19 protein-coding genes are annotated in these 19,625 nt (G+C 65.7%); 12 read left to right on the plus strand and 7 right to left on the minus strand.

The window, feature by feature from the left end; all coding sequences use genetic code 11:
- Positions 1–133 precede the first annotated feature (133 nt).
- From AB2N08_RS19265 to AB2N08_RS19275, 3 genes are all read left to right on the plus strand, one after another.
- Positions 134–2,329 (plus strand): metallophosphoesterase, encoded by a 2,196-nt coding sequence (locus tag AB2N08_RS19265; RefSeq protein WP_367612516.1) that lies wholly within the window; start codon positions 134–136, stop codon positions 2,327–2,329.
- A gap of 189 nt (positions 2,330–2,518) precedes the next feature.
- On the plus strand, positions 2,519–4,372 hold the full coding sequence (locus AB2N08_RS19270; protein ID WP_367612517.1) for a sensor histidine kinase: 1,854 nt from the start codon (positions 2,519–2,521) through the stop codon (positions 4,370–4,372).
- A gap of 227 nt (positions 4,373–4,599) precedes the next feature.
- Positions 4,600–5,211, plus strand: coding sequence for a glycine-rich domain-containing protein (locus AB2N08_RS19275; RefSeq protein ID WP_367612518.1), 612 nt, complete (start codon positions 4,600–4,602; stop codon positions 5,209–5,211).
- A gap of 21 nt (positions 5,212–5,232) precedes the next feature.
- Here the strand turns inward: AB2N08_RS19275 and AB2N08_RS19280 are convergent, their stop codons facing one another.
- Positions 5,233–6,120: an NAD(P)H-binding protein gene (locus AB2N08_RS19280; RefSeq protein ID WP_367612519.1), complete on the minus strand. Its 888-nt coding sequence runs from the start codon at positions 6,118–6,120 to the stop codon at positions 5,233–5,235.
- Positions 6,121–6,274: 154 nt separating this feature from the next.
- Between AB2N08_RS19280 and AB2N08_RS19285 the strand changes: the two genes are divergently transcribed.
- Both AB2N08_RS19285 and AB2N08_RS19290 read left to right on the plus strand, forming a co-directional pair.
- Positions 6,275–7,303, plus strand: coding sequence for a CDP-6-deoxy-delta-3,4-glucoseen reductase (locus AB2N08_RS19285; RefSeq protein WP_367612573.1), 1,029 nt, complete (start codon positions 6,275–6,277; stop codon positions 7,301–7,303).
- Positions 7,304–7,308: 5 nt separating this feature from the next.
- Complete coding sequence (locus AB2N08_RS19290) at positions 7,309–8,580, plus strand: MFS transporter (RefSeq protein ID WP_367612520.1); 1,272 nt, start codon at positions 7,309–7,311, stop codon at positions 8,578–8,580.
- A 4-nt stretch (positions 8,581–8,584) separates the two neighbouring features.
- On the opposite strand, the gene AB2N08_RS19295 is transcribed toward AB2N08_RS19290, so the two are convergent.
- On the minus strand, positions 8,585–10,201 hold the full coding sequence (locus AB2N08_RS19295) for a methyl-accepting chemotaxis protein (protein WP_367612521.1): 1,617 nt from the start codon (positions 10,199–10,201) through the stop codon (positions 8,585–8,587).
- A gap of 216 nt (positions 10,202–10,417) precedes the next feature.
- Between AB2N08_RS19295 and AB2N08_RS19300 the strand changes: the two genes are divergently transcribed.
- Positions 10,418–10,810 carry an HPF/RaiA family ribosome-associated protein gene (locus AB2N08_RS19300; RefSeq protein ID WP_367612522.1) on the plus strand — a complete coding sequence of 131 codons (393 nt, stop codon included), beginning with the start codon at positions 10,418–10,420 and terminating at the stop codon, positions 10,808–10,810.
- Positions 10,811–10,869: 59 nt separating this feature from the next.
- Here AB2N08_RS19300 and AB2N08_RS19305 read toward each other — a convergent pair whose 3' ends face one another.
- Entirely contained in the window at positions 10,870–11,670 is an 801-nt protein-coding gene (locus tag AB2N08_RS19305; protein WP_367612523.1) for a helical backbone metal receptor, read from the minus strand.
- A gap of 132 nt (positions 11,671–11,802) precedes the next feature.
- Between AB2N08_RS19305 and AB2N08_RS19310 the strand changes: the two genes are divergently transcribed.
- Both AB2N08_RS19310 and sbcB read left to right on the plus strand, forming a co-directional pair.
- Positions 11,803–12,765 (plus strand): GGDEF domain-containing protein, encoded by a 963-nt coding sequence (locus tag AB2N08_RS19310; protein ID WP_367612524.1) that lies wholly within the window; start codon positions 11,803–11,805, stop codon positions 12,763–12,765.
- 108 nt (positions 12,766–12,873) lie between these two features.
- Positions 12,874–14,322, plus strand: coding sequence for an exodeoxyribonuclease I (sbcB, locus tag AB2N08_RS19315; RefSeq protein ID WP_367612525.1), 1,449 nt, complete (start codon positions 12,874–12,876; stop codon positions 14,320–14,322).
- Positions 14,323–14,447: 125 nt separating this feature from the next.
- Here the strand turns inward: sbcB and pyrF are convergent, their stop codons facing one another.
- Positions 14,448–15,272: an orotidine-5'-phosphate decarboxylase gene (gene pyrF / locus AB2N08_RS19320; RefSeq protein ID WP_367612526.1), complete on the minus strand. Its 825-nt coding sequence runs from the start codon at positions 15,270–15,272 to the stop codon at positions 14,448–14,450.
- Positions 15,273–15,421: 149 nt separating this feature from the next.
- Here pyrF and AB2N08_RS19325 point away from each other — a divergent pair, with 149 nt between their 5' ends.
- The 3 genes from AB2N08_RS19325 to AB2N08_RS19335 are packed head-to-tail and all read left to right on the plus strand — an operon-like array spanning position 15,422 to position 17,409.
- Positions 15,422–16,033: a LemA family protein gene (locus AB2N08_RS19325; RefSeq protein ID WP_367612527.1), complete on the plus strand. Its 612-nt coding sequence runs from the start codon at positions 15,422–15,424 to the stop codon at positions 16,031–16,033.
- Between the two features lie 9 nt (positions 16,034–16,042).
- Complete coding sequence (locus AB2N08_RS19330) at positions 16,043–16,897, plus strand: TPM domain-containing protein (protein ID WP_367612528.1); 855 nt, start codon at positions 16,043–16,045, stop codon at positions 16,895–16,897.
- Positions 16,897–17,409, plus strand: coding sequence for a TPM domain-containing protein (locus AB2N08_RS19335; protein ID WP_367612529.1), 513 nt, complete (start codon positions 16,897–16,899; stop codon positions 17,407–17,409). Before AB2N08_RS19330 ends, AB2N08_RS19335 begins: the two co-directional genes overlap by 1 nt.
- Here AB2N08_RS19335 and AB2N08_RS19340 read toward each other — a convergent pair.
- The 3 genes from AB2N08_RS19340 to AB2N08_RS19350 are packed head-to-tail and all read right to left on the minus strand — an operon-like array spanning position 17,399 to position 18,677.
- Positions 17,399–18,010 (minus strand): hypothetical protein, encoded by a 612-nt coding sequence (locus AB2N08_RS19340; protein WP_367612530.1) that lies wholly within the window; start codon positions 18,008–18,010, stop codon positions 17,399–17,401. The two genes, AB2N08_RS19335 and AB2N08_RS19340, sit on opposite strands and share 11 nt — an antisense overlap.
- A complete protein-coding gene (locus AB2N08_RS19345) occupies positions 18,007–18,513 on the minus strand; it encodes an RNA polymerase sigma factor (protein ID WP_367612531.1) in 507 nt (168 codons plus the stop codon). Before AB2N08_RS19345 ends, AB2N08_RS19340 begins: the two co-directional genes overlap by 4 nt.
- Positions 18,510–18,677, minus strand: coding sequence for a hypothetical protein (locus tag AB2N08_RS19350; protein ID WP_367612532.1), 168 nt, complete (start codon positions 18,675–18,677; stop codon positions 18,510–18,512). The genes AB2N08_RS19345 and AB2N08_RS19350 overlap by 4 nt, the downstream gene beginning before the upstream one ends.
- A 146-nt stretch (positions 18,678–18,823) precedes the next feature.
- On the opposite strand from AB2N08_RS19350, the gene AB2N08_RS19355 reads away from it, so the two are divergent.
- Positions 18,824–19,591, plus strand: coding sequence for an SDR family NAD(P)-dependent oxidoreductase (locus tag AB2N08_RS19355; RefSeq protein ID WP_367612533.1), 768 nt, complete (start codon positions 18,824–18,826; stop codon positions 19,589–19,591).
- Positions 19,592–19,625: the final 34 nt, after the last annotated feature.

Raw genomic sequence — 19,625 nt, forward strand, 5'->3', positions numbered from 1 at the left:
GACGCCAGCACGGCATGGGCGCCGCCGGTCGCGACGGCGCCCGTGACAGCCTTACCATTAAATGACACATCTGTAACAGCCCGGTCATGCAAGTTTGCAATCATCCCGTCACCTTAGCTGACCGGAGTAATGCATGACCCGTCTCACTCTCACCTGCACCGCCACCTGCACCGCCACCTGCACCACAGCGCTGGCGCTGGCCCTGCTGGCAGGCTGCAGCCCCAGCGACAGCGCCGCGCCCGTCGTCACGCCGCCACCCGTCCAGACCCCGGACCCGGCACCTGCGCCGGTGAGCACCGCCGTGGCCTTCATGAGCGATGTCCACTTCCAGAACGTCTACGGCGACTTCAAGAGCAGCCAGTTTGCCGGCATCCCGACCAAAGACGGCAGGAACGCGACCATCCGCACGATGTACGCGCAACTGACCTCGACGCGCCTGTTCAACGAGAACTACTTCGCGTTCTACGCCGCGCTCGACGACGCCTACGCCAAGGGCATCCGCGTCGTCGCGCTTCCGGGCGACTACACCGACGATGCCCAGCCGATGAACGTCGACGGCATCGCCGAGATCATGAAGCAGTACCAGGCCAAGGGCATGCGTTTCTTCCTGGCGCCCGGCAACCATGATCCCGTCGAGCCATACGATGACAACGAAGCGGGCAAGAATGACTTCCTGACCAAGGAAGGCAAAGAACAAAAGATCTATGCCACCGGCAATCCGGCATGCATCGCCAAGGATCCCACCGTGATCTGCACCGACCAGGTGATGGAGCAAGGCACCGAACGCCTGATGGTCAAGATGGGCGAATTCGGGTTCATGCCGAACAAGGCCGACCTGCTGTGGGAGACGCCGTTCAGCAACTACGCCGCCGGCAAATATACCTACGACGCGGCGCTCGCGCAATCGACCGGCAAGAGCCGTCAGTTCGAGATCTGCGCCGAAGGTTCGGGCGGGACCTACAAGGCTGCCGGCGAGGCAAAGCTTGGCAAATCCTTTACCAAGTGCACCAGCATGATCGACACCACCTACCTGGTCGAGCCAGTCAAGGGCCTGTGGCTGCTGTCGATCGACGCCAATGTGTTCGTGCCGAACGCGAAGTTCGACCCGGCCAATCCGACCAGCTTCAAGGGTTACGATGGCGCCGGGAATGCCGGCTGGAACAAGGTCATCACCCACAAGATGTTCCTGATGGATTACATCAAGTCGGTGGCGGCCCGCGCCAAGGCCGAGGGCAAGCAACTGATGGCCTTCTCGCACTACCCGACCATGGACTTCTACGCCAACCAGACGCAGGCCATGAAGGATGTGTTCAAGGCGGGCGCGTTCCAGACTGCGCGCGTGCCGGACCAGACCGTCGCCAACGCCGTGGCCGGCACCGGCCTGCGCCTGCACGTGGGCGGCCACATGCACTTCAACGGCACCAACGACCACACTGACGGCAGCGGCAACTACCTCGTCAATGTGCAGTCGCCTTCGCTGGCCGTGTATGGCGCCGCCTACAAGATCGTCACCTACAAGAATGCCGACACGATCGACGTCCAGACCATGCCGTTGTCGACGGTGCCGCGCTTTGCCGAATTGTTCCCGCACTACGTGGTCGAGAACGACTACCTCAAGGGGAGTGCCGTACCGGGCGACGCGGTCAAGCGCTGGGACCGCAGCATTCTCGATACCCGCTCGTATGGTGAATTCACGCACCAATATTTCGGCGAGCTGTCGCGCCTGCGCTTCATGGACGAGTACTGGCCATGCGAGATGAAAGAGGCGGCGATGGCCCTGGACGGCAAGCAGATGCTGATCCTGTCGCAGCTGCAGACCCAGGTCACGCTGGCGCAGCTGAAGGATGCGCCCGGCGTGTTGCCGCTCACTGCCTCGTGCGCCGCCGCCGGCACGCCGCCGGCCACCACGGTTGCCGCCTCGACCCTGGCCACCGATTGGCAGGCGGCCACCGTGCGCGCCGAACGCCTGGCAACGAGCGCTGGCCTGCGCCTGGATGACTTCGCGGGCTTGAGCCCGTACGCGTTCTACGGCGACTTCCACCGCACCGTGTATGCGGGCGAACTGGCCCTGCGCGACATGGGCCAGGCGCGCGTGAACCAGTACAAGGTCTTGATGGCGGCCTTCCCGGCCAACCCGGCGCCGATCGTGCGCATCGGCGACAAGCCGTCCGACCAGAACCCGGTGCACGTGCCGTTCCAGCAGCAGTTCAAGGGCGTGTTCGCGATCCTCAAGGGCCTCGGATCGGCCAAGCCGAGCGACCATTTCACGGTCGACCTCAAGGGCAAGAAAGTCAGTAACGCCAGCAACAACGGGCTGAGCTTCAACTAAAGACGTCAAACCTGCCAGACCACGGCGCCCCGCTCCCAGAGAGCCGGGCGCCATTTTTATTTCATTGTGGAACCGACATTTTCAAGAACCTAGTAAACCTGCTAGCTACGGCAGACGCCGACAATGCTTAGCGTAGGAACCTCAGATGCGCCCGCTGCAACAACAGGCGTCCCGTTCGCGAGACCACCCATGCATCCAGACCGCCAACCCGGGACATTCGTACCCGCCGCCATGATCGTCGGCGTGGTGCTGACGCTGGCGTTCGGGGCCGGCGGTTACTTCGCCACGTCCGAGGCCATCGAAAGCGACGCGCAGGCGCGCTTTCGCGCCATGGCGCGCGCCGCCCAGACCAATATCGACGCCCGCCTCAAGAGCTACAGCGACGTGCTGCGCGGCGTGGCCGGCCTGTTTCGCTCCGAACCCAATATCAGCGCGGCGCAGTTCCGCCAGTATGTCGGCGAACTCGACATCAAGCGCAACTTCCCCGGGATCGTCAACATCAATTATGCGCGCGCAGTGCGCGCCGACCGCCTGCCGGCGCTGAACGACGAACTGCGCGAGCGCCTGGCGCGGCGCGGCGTCGTGCACGAATCCCTGCTGCCAGAGCCTGACCGCGACACCTACACGGTGCTGGTGTACCTCGAGCCGCTACCGGCCAATCTGCTCGACAAACTGGGACTGGACCTGGAAGCGCGCGGCACGACCCGGCGCTCGCTGGCCGTGGCGCGCGATACCGGCAGCTCGAGCGCCTCGGGCACGCGCATCGCCTTGCGCCCCGGCCCCAACCAGAACGCGCTGGCGCTGCGACTGCCTGTCTATCGCAGCGACTTGCCCAATAACAGCGTGCAGGAGCGGCGCCTGGCGTATGTCGGCTCGGCCGGCCTGGGCTTCGGCATCTCGCCGCTGGTGGCCGGCGTGCTCGATGAATTCCCGGTCGAAGGCGTGCGCCTGGTGCTGACCGAGCTGACCGCGCTGGCGCCCGAGCCGGGCGAGGCGCCGCCGCGCGCGGTACTGTATGACAGCCTGGCGACGCCCGCGCAGCCCAACCCGGCCCAGCCGCCGGATGACGATACGATCTTCGCGGCCAGCCTGCCGGTGGAGTTCAACCAGCGCGTCTGGCGGGCCGACTTCAGCATCCCCAAAGCCGAGCTGTACACGCGTTTCGACATGTATTACCCGTGGCTGGCGGCGTTTGCCGCCGGCATGAGCACTGCCCTGCTGTACGCGCTGTTCCAGACGCTGGCCTCGTCGCGCCGCAACGCGCTGCGCATGGCCGGTGAAATGACGCGCGAACTGCGCGCGTCCCAGGCCAAGCTGCAGGCCAGCCATGAAAAACTGCGCCTGCTTGCCGCCCATGCCGAGCAGATCAAGGAAGGCGAGCGCAAGCGCATCGCGCGCGAAATCCACGACGACCTGGCGCAGAACCTGCTGGCGCTGAAGATCGAAGCCGAACTGCTGGCCAACCGCACCCGCGCCGGGCAGCAGCGCCTGCACGCGCGCGCCGTGGCCACGGTGCGCCAGATCGACGTCACCATCCGCAGCGTGCGCCAGATCATCAACGACCTGCGCCCGAACGTGCTCGACCTGGGCCTGTCGGCCGCGGTCGACTGGCAGGTCGCCGACTTCGCGCGCCGCACCGGCATTGCCTGCGAGCTGACGGACGACGATGGCGAATACCGCATCGACGACAATTCGGCCACCGCGTTCTTCCGCATCCTGCAAGAGTCGCTCAACAACGTGGCGCGTCACGCGCGCGCGACCCGCGTGAGCATCGCGCTGCAGCAGCACGCCGACATGCTCACCATGACCATCCGCGACAACGGCATCGGCCTGCAACCAGGCAGCCGTAACCGCCATGGCTCCTTCGGCCTGGTGGGCATCGAGGAACGCATCGCCATCCTCGGCGGCTCGTTCTCGATCAGCAGCAGCCAGGGTGTCGGCACCACGATCGTGGTCAGCATCCCGGTGGCCGAGGTGCCCGCCGACACCCCGGCGCCCGGCCTGCGCGCCGACAGCGCACCGATCTCCCCAGTCGTCGTCTGACGGCCCTTCCACGCACAGTGACGACGTCGTTGTCAAACGAACTCGTCCATTCCCTCAAGTTTGATCTAGCGCAATTGTTGTACTGAGCCATCGCATGACAATGGATGTGTCTGTCACAGGTCAACACCGCTGGAATTCTTGAAATGCGTTGTGGAAACACCCTGCACATGACCGCGACAAACCACAACACAACCCGATTCGTCCACAAACCACACGAGGTGATTACGATGTCGACCCAAACCGAATATGCCGCTTTCGATGCGCTTGACCTGAACCCGATCAAGGCGAAACTGATGCACGAAGCGTCCGGCGAAGGCTGGTCCGAAGCGCGCACCAATGCCGTGGAAACCGAATACCGGCGCTTCCTGTTCCTGATGAAGAAATACCCTGAAGCCGGCGCCTCGCCAACGGTCGACGTCGATACCTTCTGGCATTACCACATCCTCGACACCATGAAGTATGCCCGCGACTGCGAAGCCGCCTTCGGCTTCTTCCTGCACCACTATCCGTACGTCGGCATGACCGCCGGCACCGAACACGAGCATGTCGAGGCCGGCGAGCGCATGCGTGAGCTGTACGAAACCGAGTTCGGCGTGGTGATCAAGGGCGACGCCGCATTCTGCGCCTATCCGGGCAAGCCAGGGGCGCAAGCGGGCAGCACCGCGTTCTGCGCCTATCCGGGCAAACCGGCCGCCGCAGCGGATGGGATCGCCTTCTGCGCCTATCCCGGCAAGCCGGCCGCCAAGGCCGCCGACAGCGCCTTCTGCGCTTCGCCGGGCATGCCAGCCGTCCTGGCCAGCCGGACCGCGTTCTGCGCGTCCCCGGGCAAGCAGGCCTGATCCGGCCAGCCGGGTTGATCGTTAGCGCCGCAGGCGCGCCAGCGCCGTGGCGACATCCGGGTACTGCAGGTGCACCCGCAGTTCGCGCGCCAGGCGCGTGTTATCGAGCTGGCGCGACTCGGACATGTACGACAGCAGCACGGGCGATACCACCCGGGCCAGCTCGGCGCGCGGCAGGCGCGGCGCGCGCGGCAGGCCCACCGTGTCGGCCACGGCGTCGAAGTAATCGGCCATCTTCATGCGCGTGCCGTCAACCGCGTGGTAAAGGCGCCCGGGGCGCCCGCGCACCAGCGCCAGCATCACGATGCGGGCCAGGTCGTCGGCGTGGATATGGTTGGTGTACACATCGTCCTCCGGCCGCAGTGCGGGCGTGCCCTGCTCCAGGCGCCGCAGCGGCAGGCGGTCGGCCGCGTAGATGCCGGGCGCGCGCACGATCGACAGCGTCGCGCCGGCCGCCAGCGCCCACGCGCGCAGGATGCGTTCGGCATCCACGCGGCGCCGGGCGCGCCCGTTCTTCGGCGCCACCGGGCGGTGCTCTTTCACGAGCGCCCCGCCGCAATCGCCATACACCCCGCTGGTGCTCACATACACGATGCGGCGCACCTCGCCCAACGCCGCCACCAGGTGGCGCGTGCGGCGGTCGGTGTCGCCGTCGGGCTGCGGCGGGGCCAGGTGCAGCACCCACGGCGCCAGCGTGCGCAGGCGCGCCAGGCTCGCGGGCCGGTCGAGGTCCGCGATGACGGGCACCGCGCCGGCCGCGCGCAGTTCGGCGCAGCGTTCCGGCTGGCTGGTCAGGGCAAACACACGAAAGCGCCCGGCCAGCAGCGGCAAGAGGCGCATGCCCACGTCGCCACAGCCGACGATCAACAGGCGCGGACGGGCGAAGGCGGGGCGGGATGGCAGGGACATGGGCTGAGCGTGGGATAGAGCGGGTCGCGAAGGCGGCAACTGTAGCACAGGGCGCGCCCGGCAAAACAGGGGCCGGTGTAGAATGGCGGCCTGTCGCCGCACGCCGGCGCACCCGACCAACCACCCGCATTCGCGTCCAATCGCCCCCATTCGCATGACCTTCCAGATCACCGTCCAGCCCAGCGGCAGCCAGTTCGGCTGCGAAGCCGATGAAACCGTGTTAGCCGCCGCGATCCGCGCCGGCATCGGCCTGCCGTATGGCTGCAAGAACGGCGCCTGCGGCTCGTGCAAGGGCAAGGTGCTGGACGGCGCCGTCGAGCACAAGCCGTACCAGCAGCGCGCGCTGAGCGATATCGAAAAGACCGCCGGCATGGCGCTGTTCTGCTGCGCGGTGCCGGGCGCCGACCTGACGATCGAGGCGCGCGAAGTGGGTGGCAGCTCGGACTACCCGCTGCGCAAGATGCCCACGCGCGTCGCCGGCATCCGCAAGGCCGCGCCCGACGTCGCCATCGTCAACCTGCAGTTGCCGGCCAATGAATTGCTGGCCTACCGCGCCGGCCAGTACATCGAATTCCTGCTCAAGGACGGCAAGCGCCGCGCCTACTCGATCGCCAACGCGCCGTCGTTCGAAGGCCCGCTCGAACTGCACATCCGCCATCTGGCCGGCGGCCTGTTCACCGACCACGTGTTCGGCGCCATGAAAGAGCGCGACATCCTGCGCTTCGAAGGCCCGCTTGGCACGTTCTTCCTGCGCGAAGAATCCGACAAGCCGATCGTGCTGCTGGCCTCGGGCACGGGCTTCGCGCCGGTCAAAGCCCTGGTCGAGCACCTGATGCACCTGAAGTCCGCGCGCAAGATCACGCTGTACTGGGGCGGGCGCCGTCCGCAAGACCTGTACATGGACGAACTGTGCCGCGCCTGGGAAACCACCCTGCCCGATTTTACGTACGTGCCGGTGATTTCCGACGCGCTGCCCGACGACGCCTGGACGGGCCGCACCGGCTACGTGCACGCGGCCGTCGTGCAGGACATCATCGATCTCTCGGGCCACCAGGTGTATGCCTGCGGCGCGCCGGTGATGGTCGATTCGGCCCGCCGCGATTACGTGGCGCTGTGCGGCCTGCCCGAAGACGAATTCTTCGCCGACGCCTTCACCACCGCAGCCGACCTGGCCAGCCAGTAAGGCCCATGGCGCTCATCTCTCCGACCGGGCGCCTGGGCGTCCTGCGCAACCGCAATCTGGCGTTCTACCTGTCAGCGCGCTTTCTCGCCACTTTCGCCGTGCAGATGCAAAGCGTGGCGATCGGCTGGCAGGTGTACCAGATCACCGGCAGCCTGTTCGACCTGGGCCTGATCGGCCTGGCGCAGTTCGCACCGTTCCTGGTGCTGATCCTGTGGGCCGGCCACGTGGCCGACCGCTACAACCGGCGCCTGATCGTGCTCGCTTGCATGGCCGTGCAACTGCTGTGCAGCGCGATGCTGATTGCCTTCACGGCCAGCGGCAGCACGACCGTATGGCCCGTGTTTGCGATCCTGGTGCTGTTCGGCAGCGCGCGCGCCTTCATGATGCCGGCCTCGCAGGCGGTACTCAAGAACCTGGTGCACGACCGCGACTTCAGCCAGGCCGTGGCGCTGGGCTCGTCGACGATGCACGTGGCGATGATCCTCGGCCCGATCGTCGGCGGCCTGCTGTATGTGCTGGGCCCGCAGACAGTGCACATGACGTCCGCCTCGCTGCTTGCGCTGGCCGTGCTGTTGATGACCAACACACGCACCATCGCGCAGGTGGTCAACAAGGCCCCCGTGAGCTGGCACACGCTGCTCGAAGGCTTGCGCTTCGTGCGTTCGCGCCCGATCGTGCTGGGCGCGATTTCGCTCGACCTGTTCGCCGTGCTGTTCGGCGGCGCGACCGCCCTGCTGCCGGCCTACGCGCACGACATCCTGGGCGCCGGGCCGTCCGGCCTGGGCTTTTTGCGCACGGCGCCGGGCGTGGGCGCGGCCCTGTGTTCGATCGCGCTGGTGATGTTCCCGATCACGCGTCGCGTCGGCGCCTGGATGTTCGGCGGCGTGGCCCTGTTCGGACTGTGCGTGATCGTGCTGGGCCTGACGGACAACTTCGCCATCGCCTTCGGCGCGCTGTTCCTGCTCGGCGTGGGCGACATGGTCAGCGTGTATATCCGCCACCTGCTGGTGCAGTACGAAACGCCCGACGAGATCCGCGGGCGTGTGAGCGCCGTGAACTCGGTGTTCATCGGCGCCTCGAACGAACTCGGTGAATTCGAGTCGGGCGTCACCGCCGGCTGGCTGGGCCTGACGCGCGCAATCCTGCTCGGCGGCGTGGCCACGCTGGTCGTCACCGGCGTATGGGCCTTGCTCTTCCCGGTGCTGTCGAAGATGGACCGCTTTCCGCATCACGAGAAAGAGCGCGGGGACAGCCTGCAAAAAGACCCGGCCGGCTAACGGATCAAGCGGCGTGCAACGTCAGCGCGCGCGGCGCTTCCACGTTACGGCGTGGATTGGACACGCGGCGTGCCGTGTCGCCGACCTGGAACACGCTGACCGTCTCGGCCAGGCGCGCCGACTGCTCCTTGAGCGACTCGGCGGCCGCCGCAGCTTCTTCCACCAGCGCGGCATTCTGCTGGGTCACGGCGTCCATCTCGGTGATGGCCTGGTTGATCTGCTCGATGCCGCTTTCCTGCTCCTGGCTGGCGGCCGTGATCTCGCCCATGATGTCGGTCACGCGCTTGACACTTCCGACGATCTCGTCCATGGTGCTGCCGGCCTGGCTCACCAGGCGGCTGCCCTCGTCCACCTTGGTGACCGAATCGTCGATCAGGGCCTTGATTTCCCGGGCCGCGCTCGCCGATCGCTGCGCCAGGTTGCGCACCTCGCTGGCCACCACCGCGAAACCCCGGCCCTGCTCGCCGGCGCGTGCCGCTTCCACTGCCGCATTCAGGGCCAGGATATTGGTCTGGAACGCGATGCCGTCGATGACCGAAATGATGTCGACGATCTTGCTGGCCGACGAATGGATGGCGGTCATGGTATCAACCACGTCGGCCACGACCACGCCGCCACGGGTGGCGATGTCGGACGCCGAGCGTGCCAGCATGTTGGCCTGGCGGGCGTTCTCGGCGTTCTGCTTGACGGTGGACGTCAGTTCTTCCATCGACGACGCCGTTTCTTCCAGCGAGCTGGCCTGCTGCTCGGTGCGCGCCGACAGATCGAGGTTGCCCGTTGCGATCTCGTCCGAGGCGGTGGCGATGGTCTCGGTGCCGTCGCGCACCTGGCCGACGATCGTGCGCAGGTTGGCGTTCATGTCTTTCAGTGCCGCGAGCAACTGGCCGGTTTCATCGGTCGAATGCACGTGGATGTCGCTGCTCAGGTCGCCGGCAGCGACGGTGCGTGCGACCTCGACCGCGCGGTTCAGGGGCCGCGTGATCGAGCGGGTGATGAGCCAGGCGACGACGATCGAGGCCAGCAGCGCGAAGCCACCGACGCCCAACATCATGATCCTGGCTTGTACATAGGCCTGGTTACCGCGTTCCTGATCCTGGCCATTGCGTGACTTCTGCAACTCGAGCATCTCGTCGATCGCCGCAGTCCACGGACGCATTGCCGGCACGAACCGGGTGCGCAGGAACACACCTGCCCCTTCCAGGTCATTGGCCATTGCCAGCGTTTCGCCTTGCGAGATCAAAGGCAGCATCGCATCGCGGTTGGAGACGATGTTGGCGTGAATTGCCCGGCTTTCTTCCGAGAGGAGCATATTGCCAAGCGTGGTTTCGGCCTGCGCATATGCGCTGCGGGCGCTGGCGATGGTCTTCGAATACTCTTGCATCAAGGCGGGGTCGCTCGCGATGGTCATGTCGCGTACGGCAATCGAGATCCGGCGCAGCGAGTCACGCATCGTGCTGGCGGCGTCGATGCGCGCGCCGTTGACCTCCACGACCTTGACGAGCAGCTCGTCCATCGCTTGGAGCTTCTGGATGCCGGTGAACAATACTGCAGCCAGCAAAAACAGTATCAGGGCGAATGCCAGCGCGAGCCGCTGGCCAATTTTCAGTTGATTCAGATGCATGTGAATATCGTGTCCAAGTCGTTGAAACATTTGGTGAGATTTACTAAACGCCAACGATTGTAGTAGGACTAATCCTACAATACGAGGACTGAATTGCAATGTGGAAATTCGGCAACAATGATACTTTTATGACAATCTCAGCACGTTAGGCCTTGCGGACGCGGGAAAAAGCGCGGGCCGTGTAAGATAAAGCCATAACGATTACAGGAGCCATCCATGCAGATCAACGTCAATACCGATAACACCATCAATAAACATCAAGGCCTGGACGAGCACGTGGACACCGTCGTGCGCGCCTCCATCGGTCGTTTCAGCGAGCAAGTCACCCGCGTCGACGTTCACCTGAGCGATGAGAACAAAGAAAAGAAAGCGGACGGCGGCAACCACTGCATGCTCGAAGCGCGTCTGGCCGGCGTGGCCCCGATCGTCGTGCACGATCACGCCAACGACCTGCACCAGGCGATCAACAACGCCAGCGGCAAACTGGCCCGCGCGCTCGACAGCACCATCGGTCGCCTGCACGACAAGCATCGCCACACCGCCGCCCCGGTGGTCGACGGTGACGCCGACATCGACGCCACTGCCGACAAGCACCTGACCGACTCGTAATTCACCAGTAATTCCCCCTGCGCCCGCCACGGGCGCAGGGGACAGCCAGCCAGCCGCCCCTATTCCAGCATCTCCCGCAGCGTCTCCAGATACCCCACACCCGCCAGCGCGCGACTGCCGTACCACGACAGCATTTCGCCATCGACCAGCAGCACCGGGATGCCGATCTGCTTTTCCAGCGCGTCCACGTGCGCCTGCGTGAAGCGGTACGGTTCGGTCGACAGCAGCACGGCGTCGAGGCCGTCGACCAGGCGCTCCGACCAGGCAAAGCGCGGATAGCGATCGTCGCCCAGGTGCGGCACGCGCCAGCCCAGTTCTGCCAGCATGGCGGCGATATAGGTGTCGGCCGAGATGCTCATCCACGGATCCTGCCAGATGCAGTACAGCACCGTACGAGGTGGACCGGCGGGCCGGGCGCGCAGCGCGGCCAAGGCTTCTTCGAATGCAACGCACCAGGCGTCGGCCGCGACTTGTACGGCGAAGATGCCGCCCATCAGCCGGGCCAGCGCCAGGTTGTCGTGCGGCATTACGGGATGCGTGACGATCACGTGCGGCACGAATTGCACCAGCGCGTCGTACACGGGCCGGGTGTTTTCATCGAGATTGACCACGACGTGGGTTGGCGCCAGTGCGCGGATCTTGTCGAGATTGACGTCCTTGGTGCCGCCTACCTTCGGGATAGTCGCGACGAGCGCCTTCGGATGGATGCAAAAACCCGTGCGGCCGACCAGCTGCGGCGCCAGGCCCAGGTCGCACAGCAATTCGGTGATGGATGGCACGAGCGAGACGATCCGCGCGCCCGGCGCCGGCTGGTAGCCCTGGCCCAGCACATCGATCAGGGTGATGGTCGAAGATGGCATACTGTCATTTGAACACTGTTATTTAAAATTGTGTGAAACCCGTTTTGCCAAACGCGCACGCGCTTCACAATCGGCTATGATTCCGCTGATGTAATAACACTTGCCAATCCGGCATACCGCTTGAGGACTCACTTGGAACAGATCGGCACTTTTGGCGAGAGCCACACCCCCATCAGCGACCTGCAGCTGTTTCGCGACGAGACTGACCCGGAAGTCACCGCGATGCTGGCCGCCTGCGCCATCGTGCGCGTGCCGCAGGGCGTTCGCATCGACGACGGCGGCCAGGCGCGCCTGTACATCGTGTTGTCGGGCCAGCTCGAGATCGAATCCGATGCCCACGCCGGCGATGAAACCGGCACCACCCGCGCCTTGCCGGGCGAGAGTGTCGGCGAACAGGCGGTGCTGGACGATGCGGCGAACCTGGCCGCGATGACGGCCCTCGAAGACAGCGAGCTCCTGGTGATCGAGTCGAGCGTCGTCTGGACGCTGATCGACCATTCGAGCGTGCTGGCACGGAATCTGCTGCGCCTGCTGTCGTTCCGCATCCGCACCACCAACGCCCTGCTGCGCCGGCGCCAGAAGCTCGGCGAATTCTACCGCCAGCTCTCGCTCAATGACCCGCTCACGGGCCTGTACAACCGCGCCTGGCTGGACGACATGCTGCCGAAACTGGCCGCCCGCGCCGCCCGCACCGGCAGCGGCCTGTCGCTCGTGATGATCGACCTCGACCATTTTAAACAGTTCAACGACACCCACGGCCACATCGTCGGCGACGTGGCCTTGTCGGCTGCTGCCAGCCTGATCCGCGACGCCCTGCGTCCGTCCGACTATGCGGTGCGCTTCGGCGGCGAGGAAATGCTGGCCGTGCTGCCCGACACCGGCATCGAACTGGCCACGATGGTGGCCGAGCGCCTGTGCCAGCGCCTGCGCGACACCGTGGTGTTCACCGACATGCGCGTCGAGTTGCCGCACCTGACCGCGTCGTTCGGCGTGGCCACGCTGGGCGATAACGGGGACGAATACGCACTGATGGCGGCCGCCGACGCCGCCCTGTACCGGGCCAAGGAAGCCGGGCGCAACCGCGTCTGCCTCTGAGCATCACCACCAGGGCAAACCGCCCCGTGACGGCGATCCGTGACGGGATCGCCCATCTGTGCCACCATGTCGCCGACGCTGCGTTTGCAGCCAGGACAAGAACAAGACATGAGCCCGCACACCTTCCTCTGGCACGACTACGAAACCTTCGGCGCGACCCCGCGCCGCGATCGCCCGGCCCAGTTCGCCGCGATCCGCACGGACGCCGAACTCAATGAAATCGGCGAGCCGATCATGCTGTACTGCCAGCCGGCCAACGACTTCCTGCCCGACCCCGAGTCATGCCTGATCACCGGCATCCTGCCCCAGCAGTGCCTCGAACAAGGCGTGCCCGAACACGAGTTCGCCCGCCAGATCGAGGCCGCTTTCAGCGAGCCTGGCACCATCGGCGTGGGCTACAACACGATCCGCTTCGACGATGAAGTCACGCGTTACCTGTTCTGGCGCAACCTGATCGATCCGTACGCGCGCGAATGGCAGCACAACTGCGGCCGCTGGGATTTGCTCGACGTCGTGCGCATGGTCCATGCGCTGCGCCCGGAAGGCATCGAATGGCCGACGCGCGACGACGGCAAGCCGAGCTTCAGGCTGGAACACCTGACCACGGCCAACGGCCTGGCGCACGAGGCCGCGCACGATGCGCTGTCGGACGTGCGCGCCACCATCGCGCTGGCGCGCCTGATCCGCAGCAAGCAGCCGCGCCTGTTCGATTTCTGCCTCGAACTGCGCCGCAAGGACCGCGTCGCCGCCGAAATCGGCCTGCACCTGGCCCCGAGCGAGCGCCAGCCGTTCTTGCACGTGTCGGGCATGTTCCCGGTGGAATACGGTTGCCTGGCGCTGGTCTATCCGCTGGCCCAGCACCCGACCAACAAGAACGAAATCCTGGTCTGGGATTGCCGCTACGATCCGTCCGAACTGTTCGCGCTCGATGCCGAGACGATCCGCACCCGCATGTTTACGCGGATGGCCGACTTGCCCGACGGCGTGACGCGCCTGCCGATCAAGAGCGTGCACCTGAACAAGTCGCCGATGCTGGTCGCCAACCTCAAGACGCTGCGGCCTGATCTGGCCAAGCGCTGGGAGATCGACCTCGAGCAGGGCCGCGCGCATGCCGCGCTGGCAGCAAGTGGCCCCGACCTGCGCGCAGTGTGGGCGCAAGTGCTGCAGAAACCGGTCTCGGGTACGCCAGTGGATATCGATGAAGATTTGTACGGCGGCTTCGTCAGCAAGGAAGACCGGCGCCAGCTGGAATCGATCCGCATGCAAAAGCCAGCCGCGCTGGCCGGCAAGCGCTTCAGTTTCGAGGACGAGCGCCTGAACGATCTGCTGCTGCGCTACCGGGCGCGCAACTTCCCCGAGACATTGTCTGAGGAAGAAATGCAGACCTGGGAAGCGCACCGCGCGGCGCGCCTGTTCGAAGGCGCGGGCGGGGCAAGGACGATCGATCAGTTGTTCCAGGAGATCGATGCGTTGTCAGAGACGGCCGATGAGCGGGCCGAAGCGATTCTTGGGGCGTTGTATGACTATGCGGAGATGATTGCGCCGGAGTTGCATTGAGGGGCTACGGTGCGTCACTTGGGTACCCGCCTCCGCGGGTACGACGCGCTTGAATCAATCGCTAACCATAAAACCGTCGTTCCCGCGGAGGCGGGAACCCAAGTTCTCAAGCAGCACCAACCACGCTACAAAGAACGCGCCGCATTGATCGCGTCACGCGTCTCCATCGCCACCCTGCGCGCCGCCTGCGCGAAGTCTTCCCCTCCCTGCGGCGTCGCATAGAGGATCGCGCGCGACGAGTTGATCATCATGCCCGCGCCGCCAGCCGTGCGGCCCGCCTTGACGGTTGCCTCGACATCGCCACCCTGCGCGCCCACGCCCGGAATCAACAGCGGCATGTCGCCCACCAGCGCGCGCACTTGCGCGATCTCTTCCGGGAAGGTCGCGCCCACCACGAGCGCGCACTGGCCGTTGCGGTTCCACTTCTCGGCCACCAGTTGCGCCACGTGCTGGTACAACGGACGCCCGCCCACGTCCAGGAATTGCAGGTCCGAGCCACCCGCGTTCGACGTGCGGCACAGCACGATCACGCCGCGGTCCGGCCACGCCATGTACGGCTCGACCGAATCGAAGCCCATATATGGATTGACGGTCACAGCGTCGGCGCCGTAGCGGTCGAACGCTTCGCGCGCGTACTGGTGCGCGGTGGCGCCGATGTCGCCGCGCTTGGCGTCGAGCACCAGCGGGATGTGCGGGTACGTCTCGCGCAGGTAGCGGCAGATTTCTTCGAGCTGGTCTTCGGCGCCGAGTGCGGCGAAATAGGCGATCTGCGGCTTGAAGGCGCAGGCCAGGTCGGCGGTGGCGTCAATGATGGCCTTGCAGAATTGAACGATCGCATCGGGCTGGCCGGCCAGGTGCGCCGGGAAACGCGCCAGGTCCGGGTCGAGGCCAACGCACAGCAGCGAATCGTTGCGGGTCCATGCGGCCGCGAGTTTGTTTATGAAAGTCACCTCAAGCCCCTTGTATCTTGGTAATAGCAAACCCGATATTGTACCCGCCGCCGCGACGCAGCTTCGGGGCCGGGGCCGCAGAAACGCCGGCTGCCGTGGCTTTCAGGTATATTTTGATCATTCGACAACTTGCACGGACCTTCCTCACCATGACCGACACCTTCATTTTCCGCTGGACCCGCCTGCTGGGCAGCGCCATCCTCGCCGGCGTCCTGCTGTCAGGCTGCGGCTACAACGACTTCCAGACCAAGGATGAAGCCACCAAGGCCGCCTGGAGCGAAGTCGTCAACCAGTACCAGCGCCGCGCCGACCTCATCCCGAACCTGGTCAACACCGTCAAGGGCTACGCCTCGCACGAACGTGAAACGCTCGAAGCGGTCACGCGCGCCCGCGCCTCGGCCACCAGCTTCCAGATCACGCCCGAAGTGCTGAACAATCCGGAAGCGTTCCAGAAATTCCAGCAGGTGCAGGGCGAATTGTCGGGCGCGTTGTCGCGCCTGATGATGGTGTCCGAAAAATACCCCGACCTGAAGGCCGACGCGAGTTTCCGCGACCTGGCGTCGCAGCTTGAAGGCACCGAGAACCGCATTACGGTGGCACGCCAGCGCTACATCGCCTCGGTCCAGGATTACAACGTGACCGTGCGCCAGTTCCCGAAAAACCTGACCGCAATGGTGTTCGGCTACGAGACCAAGCCATCGTTCACGGTCGAGAATGAAAAGGCGATCTCGACCGCACCAGCAGTCGACTTCGGCAAGTAAAGGCAGGCAATGACGGCCTTCCTGCGTTTGTTTTCCACGCTCCTGCTCGCGCTGACGACCCTGTTCGTCGGCGCTGCGCCGGCCTTTGCACAACTCAAGGAAGTGCCGAAGCTCACCACCCGCGTGACCGACCAGGCCGGCATGCTCGAGGCCACCCAGCGCCAGCGCCTCGAAGCCGTGCTGGCCGATTACGAGACCAGGACCGGCAGCCAGATCGCCGTGCTGCTGGTGAAATCGACCGAGCCGGAAGCGATCGAGGCCTACAGTATCCGCGTTACGGATGCCTGGCAGCTCGGTCGCAAGGGCGTCGACGACGGCGTGCTGCTGGTCGTCGCGCGCGACAACCCGTCAGCGCTGCGCCGCCTGCGTATCGAAGCGGGCCGTGGCGTGCAGGGCGTGCTGACCGACGCGCAATCCAAGCGCATCCTGCAGGACGTGATCGCGCCGCATTTCAGGGAAGAACATTTCTATGAAGGCCTGGTGGCCGGCGTGGGCGCGATTGCCACGCTGCTCAACCAGGAAGCGTTCCCGGCGCCTGCACAGCAAGCGAAGCAGCAACCGCAGCGGCAACAAGAAGCAGCGGGCGGCGGCGGATTTCCGCTCATCGCCATCTTCGCGATCATCATCGGCGCATTTTTGCTGCGCTCGGTCTTCGGCTCGAAGCGCGGCCGCACGGTGGCCAGCAGCCGTGGCCGCTCGAACTGGGGCGGTGCGACCACCGGCTTCATCCTCGGCAATATCATCGGCAATATGAGCCATGGCGGTGGCGGCGGGTTTGGGGGCGGCGGCGGTGGCTTTGGCGGCGGCGGGTTTTCAGGTGGCGGCGGCAGCTTTGACGGCGGCGGCGCCTCGGGAGACTGGTAATGGGATCGTTGATACAAAAAATAGCGCGCGCGTGGCGCCATGCCACCAGCAGCGCGGCCGAGGCGAAGCACGCGTTTCCCGAAGCGACGCTGACGGCGATTGCCGAAGCGATCGATGCAGGCGAACGCACGCACCGCGGCGAAGTGCGCCTGATCGTCGAGAAGGCCCTGCCCTTTGACGCGGCCTGGGACGGCGTGACCAATCGCCAGCGCGCGCTGGCCCTGTTCGCCGACTACGGCGTGTGGGACACCGAAGACAATTGCGGCGTACTCATCTACGTGAACCTGGCCGAGCACAAGGTCGACATCGTGGCCGACCGGGGCATCGACCGCAAGATCGACGCCGCCACCTGGCAAGCCGTGTGCCGCACCATGACCGAAGGCTTCAAGGGCGGACGCTTCCATGACGCCACGCTGGCCGCAGTTGCCCAAGTCAATGCACTGCTGCGCCAGCATTTCCCGGCCAGCGGCGAGCGGACCAACGAATTGCCCGACCGGCCCATCATGCTATAGCCACCTCGCCCGCTGGACCGGGCGATTCATCGAGCCACTCCTGCGCCAGCGCGTCGACCTCGGCGATGTCGGCGTTCATGCGGGCGCGCTTGCGCTGCGCCCAGACCCATCCTCCAACCAGCACCAGCGCCGTGACCACCAGCCCGGTGATCCCGCCCTGCGTACTGCGCGCCGTGGCCACGACAATCAGCGGCGCCGGCAACAAGGCGACCGTCGTCCAGCGCGTGAAGCGCGCCAGGCGCAGGCCAAGCTGCGCGCGCCGGCGGCGCAGCGCCAGCCAGTCGCGCAGGCTCGTGCCGGTCGGTTCACGCAGGGCGGCCAGGCGGGTCCAGGTAAAGACCACCATGATCACGCCCATGAGCAGCGTCTGGAAGCCAAGCCACAGGGTCTCGACGCCGTTGGTCGCGGCATGCGGCCAGCGCGTCACGATCGCCGCCGCCGCAACGGCCAGCATCGCCCACTCGCCCGCCAGCACCAGCACCGTCAGGCGGCGTTCCCGCCGCGCACGCGCGATCATCAGGCCGACGTCGGGCATTGTGGCGGCAGGCCGGCTCGCGCCCCACGCATCCTGCAAGCTGGCCCATTCGTCTTGCTCGTTCATCGTTCCTCCAGTTGTTCCTTGAGCGCTGCCCGGGCGCGGTTCAGGCGTACGCCCACATTCCCGACCGTGATGCCAAGCAGGTCGGCGATCTCGTCGTAGCGCAGCCCTTCGAGCGCCAGCACCACCAGCTGGCGCTGGCCGACGGGCAAGCCGCGCAGCGCGGCGAACAGGCGCGCCTGCTGCTGGTTCAGGCCTGCCAGCGCTTCGGGTCCCGGCTGGCCGTCGACCCATTCCTCGTCGAGTTCCTCATGGCGCGGCTGCGCCACCTCGCGCATCACGTGCGTCGCGCAGCGCCGGTGCGCCACGCCGATGAGGTAGGTTTTCAGGCTCGCGTCGCCCCGAAACGCGGGCAGCGCCTGCCACACGGCCAGCAGGATATCCTGCACCAGGTCTTCGCGCGCATGGCGGTTGCGCTCGAAACTGGCCGCGAAGCGCGCCAGCATGGCGCCGTGCTCGGCGACCACGCGGGCAAACGCGGCATCCTGCGTCCCGCGCATCTTCATGCCGGCATCCGCGCATCCTGATCGGGTTGGACGACACCGGTCGGCGCCGATGCACGGCACGCGACCTGCTCGGCCGGGCGCGACAGATGGCAGAGCGGCAGCGCCGACGCCATGCAGTGGTAGCTCAGGGCCGTGAGGGCAAACGCGAGGTGTTTCCAGTTCATCTTGTTCTCATTGAAGGGCGATGGATCATGTAGTACGTTGCCGCGAGAAAAACTTACACGGAAATTGCTGTTTTTTTCCGTCAACTGCGGGGCGCCGCCGCGGGTGGTTAAAATGGCGGCCTTTGCCACATCGTCGAAAGCCTGCCATGAAACTACACCAGAAGATCGCCATCGTCACCGGGGCCAGCCAAGGCATCGGCCTGGCCTGCGCCGAGCGCCTCGTGCGCGAAGGCGCGCGCGTGATGCTCGTCGACATCCGGCCCGAAGTCGAGCAAGCCGCCGCCAGCCTGGGCGAGGCCGCCCGCTTCTACCGCGCCGACGTCGGCATCAAGGTCGACGTCGATGCGATGATCGCGGCGACCCTGGCCGAATTTGGCCGCATCGATATCCTGATCAACAACGCCGGCGTCACCCATGCGGCCGAGTTCCTCGACCTGCACGAGGACGACTTCGACCGCGTGCTGCGCATCAACCTGAAATCGATGTTCCTGTGCAGTCAGGCGGCGGCGCGCGACATGGTGGCGCGCGGCGAAGGCGGCTGCATCATCAATATGTCGAGCGTGAATGCCGAGCTGACCATACCGAACCAGGTGCCGTATGTGGTGTCGAAGGGCGGCGTCAACCAGCTCACGCGCGTGGCGGCGATCGCCCTGTCGCAGTACAACATCCGCGTGAACGCCATCGGCCCCGGCACCATCCTGACCGAGCTGGCGAAAAAAGCCGTGCTGGGCAGCCCGGAAGCGCGCCACACCATCTTGTCGCGCACGCCGCTGGGCCGCTGCGGCGAACCCGAAGAAGTCGCGTCCATTGCCGCCTTCCTGGCCAGCGACGACGCCTCGTACATGACCGGCCAGACGTTGTACGCCGATGGCGGGCGCATGGCGCTGAACTACACGGTGCCGGTGCGCGACTGACACGTAGCACGTTGCAATTAAGAGATATTGACGA

Source organism: Massilia aurea (assembly GCF_040790145.1).
In the GTDB taxonomy this organism is placed as follows: Bacteria; Pseudomonadota; Gammaproteobacteria; order Burkholderiales; family Burkholderiaceae_D; genus Telluria; species Telluria aurea_C.

Bases quoted from the DNA above. Each gene is read 5' to 3' on its own strand.
- AB2N08_RS19265 (WP_367612516.1), top strand. From the start codon at position 134: ATGACCCGTCTCACTCTCACCTGCACCGCCACCTGCACCGCCACCTGC.
- AB2N08_RS19270 (WP_367612517.1), top strand. From the start codon at position 2,519: ATGCATCCAGACCGCCAACCCGGGACATTCGTACCCGCCGCCATGATC.
- AB2N08_RS19275 (WP_367612518.1), top strand. From the start codon at position 4,600: ATGTCGACCCAAACCGAATATGCCGCTTTCGATGCGCTTGACCTGAAC.
- AB2N08_RS19280 (WP_367612519.1), bottom strand. From the start codon at position 6,120: ATGTCCCTGCCATCCCGCCCCGCCTTCGCCCGTCCGCGCCTGTTGATC.
- AB2N08_RS19285 (WP_367612573.1), top strand. From the start codon at position 6,275: ATGACCTTCCAGATCACCGTCCAGCCCAGCGGCAGCCAGTTCGGCTGC.
- AB2N08_RS19290 (WP_367612520.1), top strand. From the start codon at position 7,309: ATGGCGCTCATCTCTCCGACCGGGCGCCTGGGCGTCCTGCGCAACCGC.
- AB2N08_RS19295 (WP_367612521.1), bottom strand. From the start codon at position 10,201: ATGCATCTGAATCAACTGAAAATTGGCCAGCGGCTCGCGCTGGCATTC.
- AB2N08_RS19300 (WP_367612522.1), top strand. From the start codon at position 10,418: ATGCAGATCAACGTCAATACCGATAACACCATCAATAAACATCAAGGC.
- AB2N08_RS19305 (WP_367612523.1), bottom strand. From the start codon at position 11,670: ATGCCATCTTCGACCATCACCCTGATCGATGTGCTGGGCCAGGGCTAC.
- sbcB (WP_367612525.1), top strand. From the start codon at position 12,874: ATGAGCCCGCACACCTTCCTCTGGCACGACTACGAAACCTTCGGCGCG.
- AB2N08_RS19325 (WP_367612527.1), top strand. From the start codon at position 15,422: ATGACCGACACCTTCATTTTCCGCTGGACCCGCCTGCTGGGCAGCGCC.
- AB2N08_RS19330 (WP_367612528.1), top strand. From the start codon at position 16,043: ATGACGGCCTTCCTGCGTTTGTTTTCCACGCTCCTGCTCGCGCTGACG.
- AB2N08_RS19335 (WP_367612529.1), top strand. From the start codon at position 16,897: ATGGGATCGTTGATACAAAAAATAGCGCGCGCGTGGCGCCATGCCACC.
- AB2N08_RS19340 (WP_367612530.1), bottom strand. From the start codon at position 18,010: ATGAACGAGCAAGACGAATGGGCCAGCTTGCAGGATGCGTGGGGCGCG.
- AB2N08_RS19345 (WP_367612531.1), bottom strand. From the start codon at position 18,513: ATGAAGATGCGCGGGACGCAGGATGCCGCGTTTGCCCGCGTGGTCGCC.
- AB2N08_RS19350 (WP_367612532.1), bottom strand. From the start codon at position 18,677: ATGAACTGGAAACACCTCGCGTTTGCCCTCACGGCCCTGAGCTACCAC.
- AB2N08_RS19355 (WP_367612533.1), top strand. From the start codon at position 18,824: ATGAAACTACACCAGAAGATCGCCATCGTCACCGGGGCCAGCCAAGGC.